The 3212-nt window shown below is 70.6% G+C and carries 3 protein-coding genes; all 3 read right to left on the reverse strand.

Going from position 1 to position 3212, the window contains the following annotated elements; translation table 11 throughout:
* Positions 1-278, reverse strand: a 278-nt coding sequence (locus HW445_RS23930) for a biotin/lipoyl-containing protein (protein ID WP_306673351.1), incomplete at its 3' end; no start/stop codon positions are given.
* Between the two features lie 57 nt (positions 279-335).
* Positions 336-1724 carry a dihydrolipoyl dehydrogenase gene (lpdA, locus tag HW445_RS23935; RefSeq protein ID WP_151772914.1) on the reverse strand — a complete coding sequence of 463 codons (1389 nt, stop codon included), beginning with the start codon at positions 1722-1724 and terminating at the stop codon, positions 336-338.
* Between the two features lie 302 nt (positions 1725-2026).
* A partial coding sequence (locus HW445_RS23940; RefSeq protein ID WP_180223016.1) for a leucyl aminopeptidase occupies positions 2027-3212 on the reverse strand: 1186 nt, incomplete at its 5' end.

The following is a 3212-nucleotide window of genomic DNA, read 5'->3' on the forward strand; positions in this document are numbered from 1 at the left end:
GGCTCCTGGGCCGGAGCGGCCTGCTCGGCCGGGGCGCCGGAACCGTCGTCGATCAGGGCCAGCTCGGCGCCGACCTCGACCGTCTCGTCCTCGGCCACCTTGATGGAGGACAGGACGCCGGACACCGGCGAGGGGATCTCGGTGTCGACCTTGTCGGTCGAGACCTCGAGCAGCGGCTCGTCGGCCTCGACCCGCTCACCCTCGGCCTTCAGCCAACGGGTGACGGTGCCCTCGGTGACGCTCTCGCCGAGCGCCGGAAGGGTTACGGAAACCGCCATGGTTTCGGTTGCTCCTAACGGAAGTGCGGAAGTCTGTTCTCAGTCACCCGGCGGTGATCAGTCGTGCGCGTGCAGCGGCTTGCCCGCCAGCGCGAGGTGGGCCTCGCCCAGGGCCTCGTTCTGGGTCGGGTGCGCGTGGATGAGCTGCGCGACCTCGGCCGGCAGCGCCTCCCAGTTGTAGATCAGCTGCGCCTCGCCGACCTGCTCGCCCATGCGGTCGCCCACCATGTGGACGCCGACCACGGCGCCGTCCTTGACCTGGACGAGCTTGATCTCGCCGGCGGTCTTGAGGATCTTGCTCTTGCCGTTGCCCGCCAGGTTGTACTTGAGAGCGACGACCTTGTCCGCGCCGTAGATCTCCTTGGCCTTGGCCTCGGAGATGCCGACGGAGGCGACCTCGGGGTGGCAGTAGGTCACCCGCGGCACACCGTCGTAGTCGATCGGGACGGCCTTCAGGCCGGCCAGGCGCTCCGCCACCAGGATGCCCTCGGCGAAGCCGACGTGCGCGAGCTGGAGGGTGGGGACCAGGTCGCCGACCGCGGAGATGGTCGGGACGTTGGTGCGCATGTACTCGTCGACCAGGACGTAGCCGCGGTCCATCGCGACGCCCTGCTCCTCGTAGCCCAGGCCCTGCGAGACCGGGCCGCGGCCGACGGCGACGAGGAGGACCTCGGCCTCGAACTCCTTGCCGTCGGCCAGGGTGACCTTGACGCCGTTCTGGGTGTACTCCGCCTTCTGGAAGAAGGTGCCCAGGTTGAACTTGATGCCGCGCTTGCGGAAGGCGCGCTCCAGCAGCTTGGAGCTGTTCTCGTCCTCGACCGGCACGAGGTGCTTCATGCCCTCGATGATCGTGACGTCGGAGCCGAAGGACTTCCACGCCGAGGCGAACTCGACGCCGATGACGCCGCCGCCCAGGATGATCGCGGACTGCGGGACGCGGTCCAGGACCAGCGCGTGGTCCGAGGAGATGATCCGGTTGCCGTCGATCTCCAGACCCGGCAGCGACTTCGGCACGGAGCCGGTCGCCAGCAGGACGTGGCGGCCCTGGATCCGCTGCCCGTTCACGTCGACCGACGTCGGGGAGGACAGGCGGCCCTCGCCCTCGATGTAGGTCACCTTGCGGGAGGCGATCAGGCCCTGCAGACCCTTGTACAGGCCCGAGATCACGTCGTCCTTGTACTTCTGGACGGCGGGGACGTCGATGCCCTCGAAGGTCGCCTTCACACCGAACTGCTCGCTCTCACGCGCCTGGTCGGCGATCTCGCCGGCGTGGAGCAGGGCCTTGGTCGGAATGCATCCCTTGTGCAGGCAGGTGCCGCCGACCTTGTCCTTCTCGATCAGGGCGACGTCCAGGCCCAGCTGAGCCCCGCGCAGCGCCGCGGCGTACCCGCCGCTACCGCCGCCGAGGATCACTAGGTCGAAAACGGTGCTGGCGTCGTTCGCCACGTCACGTCCTCCATGCATGTGCGCCACGCCGGTCTCGTCCGACCGGTCGGCGGCTGGTCACGGCCGCTCTAAGTGCTTCGGCCCGGGTGGGGCCCTGTCCTGCCAAGAGTCCATCTTTGCACTTGTCGGAGCCCAACCGGACGCGGGGCCGTGTTGTGAGACACGGCACAGTGCCCGGAACACCGCGTTCCGGGCGGGCGGGCGGGTGCCCGGAACGGGGGCGGGGGACGGACTCCGCGAGGCGGAACCCGTCCCCCGCCACCGGTGGGACACGTGCGCGGCACCGGGCCGCGACGGCTGCGTCAGACCAGGTCGCCCGCGGCGGCGAGCTCGGCCAGGCGCACCAGCGTGCGTACAGCGGAACCCGTGCCTCCCTTGGGCGTGTAGCCGAAGGGCTTGCCCTCGTTGAAGGCCGGCCCGGCGATGTCCAGGTGCGCCCAGGTGACGCCCTCGCCCACGAACTCGCGCAGGAAGAGACCGGCGACCAGACCGCCGCCCATCCGCTCGCCCATGTTGGCGATGTCGGCCGTGGCGGACTCCATGCCGGCGCGCAGGTGCTCCGGCAGCGGCATCTGCCAGGCGTCCTCGCCGGACTCCTCGGCCGCCTCGTGGACGGCGCCGCGGAAGGCGTCGTCGTTGGCCATGACGGCGAACGTCCGCGAGCCGAGCGCCAGCACCATCGCGCCGGTCAGCGTCGCCACGTCGACGACGGCGTCCGGCTTCTCCTGCGAAGCGGCCCACAGGCCGTCGGCCAGCACCAGCCGGCCCTCGGCGTCGGTGTTCAGCACCTCGACCGTCTTGCCGCTGTACATGCGCAGCACGTCACCCGGACGGGTGGCGGAACCCGACGGCATGTTCTCCGCCAGGCAGAGCCAGCCGGTGACATTGACGTCCAGGCCGAGCCGCGCGGCCGCCACCACCGCGGCGAAGACCGCGGCCGCGCCGGCCATGTCGCACTTCATGGTCTCGTTGTGACCGGCCGGCTTCAGCGAGATGCCGCCCGAGTCGTAGGTGATGCCCTTGCCGACGAGGGCCAGGTGCTTCTTCGCCTTCGACGACGTGTACGACAGCTTCACCAGCCGCGGCGGGCGGGTGGAACCGTTGCCGACGCCGAGGATGCCGCCGTAGCCGCCCTTGACGAGCGCCTTCTCGTCCAGCACCGTCACCTTGAGGCCGTGCTCCTTCGCGGCCTTCTGGGCGATCTCCGCGAACGAGGCCGGGAACAGGTCGTTCGGCGGCATGTTGATCAGGTCGCGGGCACGGTTCATCTCCCCGGCCACCGCGGCGCCGCGGTCCACGGCCGCCTTGAAGGCGCGGTCGCGCGGCTTGCCGCCGAGCAGCACCGCCTCGCCCAGCGGGCCCTTGCCCGCCTTGGCGCGGGCCTTCTCGTCCTTGCCGGACTCCTTGTAGGCGTCGTAGACGTACGCGCCGAGGAGCACGCCCTCGGCGACCGCGCCGGCCGCCTCCGCGTCCTCCAGCGGCAGCGCG

This window comes from Streptomyces sp. UH6 (assembly GCF_013421635.1).
In the GTDB taxonomy this organism is placed as follows: Bacteria; Actinomycetota; Actinomycetes; order Streptomycetales; family Streptomycetaceae; genus Streptomyces; species Streptomyces abyssomicinicus.